The 6,404-nt window shown below is 70.2% G+C and carries 5 protein-coding genes and 1 pseudogene; 1 reads left to right on the top strand and 5 read right to left on the bottom strand.

What is annotated here, in order from left to right; genetic code table 11:
• Window positions 1–139: 139 nt before the first annotated feature.
• From WBA11_RS13730 to WBA11_RS13710, 5 genes are all read right to left on the bottom strand, one after another.
• Window positions 140–952, bottom strand: a complete 813-nt coding sequence (locus WBA11_RS13730) for an alpha/beta fold hydrolase (RefSeq protein ID WP_424521236.1) — start codon at window positions 950–952, stop codon at window positions 140–142.
• Window positions 949–2,130, bottom strand: coding sequence for an acyl-CoA dehydrogenase family protein (locus WBA11_RS13725; RefSeq protein WP_424521235.1), 1,182 nt, complete (start codon window positions 2,128–2,130; stop codon window positions 949–951). The genes WBA11_RS13730 and WBA11_RS13725 overlap by 4 nt, the downstream gene beginning before the upstream one ends.
• Complete coding sequence (locus WBA11_RS13720) at window positions 2,130–2,912, bottom strand: SDR family NAD(P)-dependent oxidoreductase (protein WP_424521234.1); 783 nt, start codon at window positions 2,910–2,912, stop codon at window positions 2,130–2,132. Before WBA11_RS13720 ends, WBA11_RS13725 begins: the two co-directional genes overlap by 1 nt.
• Window positions 2,913–3,022: 110 nt before the next feature.
• A complete protein-coding gene (locus WBA11_RS13715; protein ID WP_424521233.1) occupies window positions 3,023–4,015 on the bottom strand; it encodes a zinc-binding dehydrogenase in 993 nt (330 codons plus the stop codon).
• A gap of 134 nt (window positions 4,016–4,149) precedes the next feature.
• A complete protein-coding gene (locus WBA11_RS13710) occupies window positions 4,150–4,908 on the bottom strand; it encodes a nucleotidyltransferase family protein (protein ID WP_424521232.1) in 759 nt (252 codons plus the stop codon).
• A 111-nt stretch (window positions 4,909–5,019) separates the two neighbouring features.
• On the opposite strand from WBA11_RS13710, the pseudogene WBA11_RS13705 reads away from it, so the two are divergent.
• Window positions 5,020–6,404: pseudogene (locus tag WBA11_RS13705) on the top strand (hypothetical protein); the annotation flags it as partial.

Here is a 6,404-nt window from a genome sequence, read left to right as displayed (position 1 = left end):
CCCGCCGACCTCGATGCGGTACGTCAGGTTGGAGAAGCCGGCCGAGAACTGGTGGACCGAGACCTCGCCCCCGAGGCCGAGGGTCTCGTGCAGCCACGGGCGCACCGCCTCGAGGTCGATTGGGTCGCGGAGGGAGCGGTCAGGCATCGGAGCGGTGTCGGGCAAGCCACTCGAGGACGAGCGCTGTCGTGGCGTCGGGGGCCTCAAGCGGCGGCGTGTGCCCGACCTCGAGGGCGCGGAACTCTGCGTTCGGCATCCGCTCGGCGTCGGTACGGCCTTGCTCGGGTGGGTGGGGGGCGTCGTGCGTGCCGGTCGCGACCAGCGTGGGGACTTCGATCTCGGACAGCCGGCCCGAGACGTCGTCGCGGCCGAAGATGCCGCGACCCGCTCGGTAGACGCCGGCCCTCGCGTTCGACGCGATCCAAGACCGGTGCTCGGCGCGCAGGCCAGCACGCGCGGGGTCCGCGACGTAGGCCGGCCCGTACAGGATGGGCAGGATCCGGCGGTACACCGCCCCGACGCCGAAGAGCCGGAAAACCCAGAGCAGCACGTTGTACTGGCGAAGCGCGGCGCCTTTCTCAGCCTGCGACGTCGTCCCAATCTGGAGCAGGCTCTGGACCCGGTCCGGCGCTCGCAGCGCCAGCCGGTACCCGACGTAGCCGCCCATCGAGTGGCCGACGTAGTGGAAGCGTTCGACCTCGAGGGCGTCCAGCGTTGCGAGCAGGTCGTCGGCCAGGGCCCACGGGTCGTAGCCGTCGGCCGTGACCTCGCTCCGGCCCTGGCCGCGCCACTCGGGCCGGACCACGCGGTAGCCGGCCCCGACGAGCGCTGCCGCGGCGTGCTCCCACATCCGGGACGTCATCAGGTAGCCGTGCCCAAGCACGACGACCTCGAAGCCGTCTCCCTCGTCGTGAAACGCGAGGTCGGCGCCTCGGATCGGGAGCGTGGTCACGACCGGTAGCGCCTCAGCTCCTCGCGGGCGACGACCGTCTTGTGGACCTCGTCCGGGCCGTCGTAGATGCGCGCGGCGCGCTCGTGGCGGTACCAGAACGCGACCAACGTGTCGTCCAAGACGCCCAGCCCGCCCAGCGTTTGGACGGCGCGGTCCAAGACGCGCCCCAACGTCCCGGCTACGTAGAACTTGATCGCGCTGATCTGGCCCCGCGCCGACCGCGCCCCCTCGTCCTCGATCCGGTGTGCGGCCTCGAGGACGAGCAGCCGCGCGGCGTCGATCTCGACCCGGCTCTCTGCGATGGCGTGCTGAACCGCTTGCTGGTCGGCCAGGACCGCACTGGCCGAGACCGCCCTCGAGGCCGCTCGCTCGCAAGCGATCGAGAGAACGCGCTCGCACACGCCGATCCAGCGCATGCAGTGGTGGATCCGGCCGGGGCCGAGTCGCTCTTGGGCGAGCAAGAATCCGCCGCCTCGAGGTCCGAGCAGGTTCGACTCGGGGACTCTCGTGCCTTGGAAGCGGATCTCGGAGTGCGAGAACCAGCCGGCGCCTTCGTCGCCCATGACCGGCAGCTTGCGGACGTGCGTGACGCCGTCCGTGTCGGTCGGGACCAGGATCATCGAGGCCCGCACGTACTTGTCGGCGTCGGGATCGGTGACGACCATCGCGATGGTCCAAGCGGCGCCGTCGAAGCCGGTCGTGAACCACTTGTGGCCGTCGATCACCCACTCTCCGCCCTCGAGGACGGCCGTCGACGACATCAGCGTCGGGTTGGAGCCGGCGTGCTCGGGCTCGGTCATGGCAAAGCACGACCGGACGTCGCCTTCCAAGAGCGGAGCGAGAAACTGGCCCTTCTGCTCGGCGCTCGCGTGGGCCAGCAGCAGCTCCATGTTGCCGATGTCCGGCGCCTGGCCGTTCGTCGCCAAGTGGCCGAGCGGGCTCCAGCCCAGCTTTTCGGAGACGTGTCCGAACGCCTCGAGGTCGAGGCCCGCTCCGCCGTGGTCGCTGCTCAGGGCGAGGTTCCACAACCCGTCCGCCTTGGCGTCGGCGCGGACCTCTTCGAGGGCGTCCTCGAGGGCGGCGTAGTCGTGCGCCAAAAGCAGCGGCTCGAGCGGGACGCAGCGCTCGGCAACGAACCGCTCGACGCGGCGAAGAACGTCTTGGAGGGCGGGATCCATCACGACCCCGGTGTGCCGACCAACTGGCCGCCGTCGATGCGGAAGCGGGAGCCGGTCACGAACGAGGAGGCATCGCTCGCGAGGTAGAGCGCGAGCGGGGCGAGCTCCTCAGGGTCGGCGATCCGACGCTGGGGGATCAGGGCCTTGAGCTTCTCGGCGCTGCGCTCGTCCTTCCACAGCACGGACGAGAACTGCGTCTTGACGAAGCCCGGCACGATCGCGTTGACGCGGACACCGTCGCCCGCGAGCTCGGCACCCAGCACTTCGGTCAGCATCAGGACGGCGGCCTTCGAGACGCAGTAGACGCCCATGCCGGGCAACGGCCGCTCGCCGGCCACGCTCGCCACGTTGATGACGCTCCCGCCGCCGCGCTCGTTCATCGAGGGCAGGCAGGCCTGGATCGTGCGGAAGTACCCCTTCACGTTGACGTCCCACGTCTTGTCCCAGTGCGACGCGTCGCTCGTTACGACCGGCCCGAAGTGCGGGTTCGTCGCCGCGTTGTTGACCAGAACATCGACGCCGCCCCACTCCTGCGTGACGCGCTCGACGAGCGACGCGACGGCCTCGTCGGAGCCGGTGTGCGCCGCGACGGCGAGCGCCTGTCCGCCCGCGTCCTCGATTTCGCCGGCCACGACCTCGAGGTCGGACTGGGTCCGGCTGGACAAGGCGACGCTGGCACCAGCGGCGGCGAACGCGTGGGCGATGGCGCGGCCGATGCCCCGGCTGGCGCCGGTCACGATCGCGACCTTGCCGTCGAGGCGGAGGGAGTGGGCGTCGGTCATGGAACAGCTACGGTGTGTTGGGAGCGAGGGATCCGGCCTCGAGGCTGTGGGCGAGCGTTGCGACCTCGAGGACGGAGCGGGTCGCGCGCAGATCGTTCCGTCGCGAGCGGTTACCCGACGCGGACGACCACCTTGCCCTGGCTCGTCCCGCTGTGCAGGTGCTCGACGGCCTCGACGACTTGGCCGACGCCCTCGAACCGCCGTTCGTCGATGGCGACCCGGAGGGACCCGTCGTGCATCAGCCCGACCAGCTTGCGGATGTGCTCGCCGTAGTACCGCGAGAAGTGGGGTAGGAAGAACGACCGGATGCTGGCCGACTTCTGCAGCAGCGACGCGTAGACGCGCGGGCCGGGCGCGTCCTCCAAGCCGTCGACGTACTCGCTCACGTAGCCGATCACGATCAGCCGCCCACGCGTGTCGAGGTTGCGCAACGCGAGGTCGAAGAAGCGCTGCCCGACGCTCTCGTAGACGACGTCGAACGGGCCGGACGCTTTGAGTTCGGCCTTGAGATCCTCCGTGCGGTAGTTGATGGCGCGCTCCGCACCGAGGCCGCGGACGAACTCGGCCTTCTCGTCGCTCCCGCACGTCCCGATCACCGTGTTGCCCGAGAGCGCCGCGAGCTGCACGGCGTACTGGCCGGTGCCACCGGCGGCGGCGGTCACCAGCACCGTGTCTTCCCGGCCCATCTCGCCGACGACCTCGAGGGCGATCGACGCCGTGATCCCGCTGACGAAGATGGACAGCACCTCGGGCGTCGCGTCCGGAACGGGCACGGCGAACTTGGCCGGGACGGCCTGGACCTCACGGTAGCCGCCACCCAACCCCATCGTCGCGACCGGCTGTCCGACGGCGAACCCCTCCACGCCGTCGCCGACCGCCTCGATGGTGCCGACGGCCTCGGCGCCCAGGTCGAACGGGACTGAGACGCCAGGATCGTAGCGCCCGGCCGAAATGTTGACGTCGGTCGCGTTGACGCCGGCCCACCGGTTGCGCACCAGGACCTCGCCGGGACCCGGCTCCGGGATCTCGGCCTCGACGACCTCTGCCGCCTCTCGGAAGTTGGGCGTGATGGAGGTGGCGACGAGTTTCTGGTAGGTGGGCACGGGTTTGGGGTTTGGGGTTTGGGGTTTGGGGTTTGACGGGCGCCACCGTCGCGGTTCCCGTCCTCGAGGTCGGTCCGTCTCTGCTCGTCCTCGAGGTCGCGTAGGCCGAACCGTCAACCCTGAACGGCGAACCTCTACTGGAAGTCGCCGCCGGCCACGACCTCGTTCGCCGTCTCCAGCCGCTCTGTCGTACCGACGTCGATAAACCGGTTCGGCTGCGCGTCCGTCCCGTCGAAGGCCTCGACGCGGATGCCGTCTCGTGACTGGCCGAGGTAGACGTCCATGATGGAGAACTTGTCCTCGTCGCGCGCCTCAATCCGGTCTAGCATGGCCGGTGCGCACGCCTGGACGCCGCAGAAATCGACCATCCGTCCCTCGCCTTCGAGGTCGCGCATGTGCTTGGGCTCACCGCCCTCGAGCGTGTAGCCGGCCAGGCCGCCGCCGTCGAACAGGAGCGCGCGGTCCGTCCGAGCGGACGCTACGGCCAACGTCGCCACGCGCCCATCGGTCGCGTCGTTCTGGGCGGCCCAAAGCGCCTCGAGGTCGACGTCCGTCAAAATGTCGGCGTTGTGAACCAGGAAGGGAGCGTCGCGGCGGAAAAAGTCGAGGGCCTTCTTGATGCCGCCGCCGGTCTCGAGTGGGCCGTCGGGCTCGTCGCTGACCACGACCTCAACCAAACGCCCTCCCGGCGTCGTCCACTTTGCGTCCTCGACGTAGGCCTCGACCTGATCCGCGAGGTACGACACGTTGACGAGGATGCGGTCGGCGCCGGCGTCCAAGAGGCGACGCGCGACGCGCTCGAGCATCGGGACGCCGTCGACCTCGACGAGCGCTTTCGGCGTTTCGAGGGTGAGCGGGCGGAGGCGTGTGCCGAGGCCGGCCGCGAGGATCATGGCGTCCATGAGGAAAGAGGGGCAGGGAAGAGGGGAGCCGGGACGAACCCCCGGCGGGTCCGGCTGGTACGCGGTGAGCCTCCCCGCCGGTCCCCCAGTCCCAATCCCTTCATGGCCGATCTCTCCACTCCCCTCGGCGTCGTTCACGGCTACGGCTTGGCCGGTGCGGGCTCCAACTTGTGGACGCGCGCCATCCTGCGGGCGCTCGCGGCTGGTGGCCACACGGTCCACGCCGTGTGCCAAGAGAGCTCGCCGGAGCGGTATGATTTCGTCTCCAAGGCCGTCGCCTACGACCTCGAGGGCGAGGCTGAGACCCTGTTCGAGCGCGACACGGACTACCCCGGCACCGTCACCGTCCACCGCCCCGACCTCGAGGTGCTGCCCACCTACGTCCGACCGAGTACGCCGAGCGACTACGTCGTTTACATCCCCGACCTCGAGGACGACGCGGTCGAGGGCTACGTCGAGGCGAACGCCCGCGTCTTGGAGGCCGTCGCGCGTGAGGCTGGGGTCGCGGCATGGATCGTGAACCACACCGTCTTGATGGCCGTCGCGGCGCACCGAGCACGCGAACGGGGCGGAGCGCCGTACGGCGTCCTGCCGCACGGGAGCGCCATCGAGTACGTCGTCAAAAAGGAGGAGCGCTCGCGTCGGCTGGCCGAGGCCGCCCTCGAGGGCGCCGCCCGCGTGTTCGCGCTCAACGGCGAGATGGAGGGCCGCATCGAGGACGTCTTCGGTGCGGCCGTGCCCGGCTTCCAGGCCAAGATGGGTCGGATGCCGGTCGGGACCGACACGTCCATCTTCGAGCTGGTCGAGCGCGAGGACCGAGCCGTGACCGTCGAGGTCATCGCCGGCGTCGTGGACGGCGCCGACCGGGGCCGACCCGCCGACGCGACCTCGAACCTGCACGCTCGTCTGTCCGCCCTCGAGGACGATGCGAGCGACGCCGATCTCTTGTCCACCCTCCAAGCCGACTACCCGCGCTCCGCGCCTGACGCCGACCTCGAGGACAAGCTGCGCGGCGTGGCGTGGCCGGCCAAGACCGTCGTCTACGTGGGGCGGTTGATCGCGGCGAAGGGTCCCGCCGATCTCGTCCTGGCGCTCGCGTTGGTCGCGGACGAATACCCCGAAGCGCAGGCCATCATCGCGGGAACGGGCGGGCTGCGCGAAGGCCTCGAGGCCTTGGTCTGGGCGCTGTCCGAGGGCCGCGGCGACGTGGTCAAACAACTCGTCCGTCTCGGCGGCGCCCTCGAGGGCGCGGGTGGCTTGGATGCCGAGCCGTTGTTCGCCGGGCAGGCGTTCCTCGACGCCCTCGAGGTCGAGGGTCGCTTCGACGACTACATCGCGACGGCCCAGCGTGCGATCACACCGTCGTCGGTTGTGTTCACCGGCTTCCTCGATCACGACGCGCTCGGCCCGCTCTACGGACTCGCCGATGCGGGCGCGTTCCCGTCCGTCGTGCGCGAGGCGAGCCCGCTCGTCGTGCCGGAGAGCGC

The sequence above is a fragment of the Rubrivirga sp. genome (assembly GCF_049648075.1).
Lineage (GTDB): Bacteria > Bacteroidota > Rhodothermia > Rhodothermales > Rubricoccaceae > Rubrivirga.
Note: the sequence above shows the minus strand (reverse complement) of the source record. Positions and strands in the feature narration are given on the sequence as shown.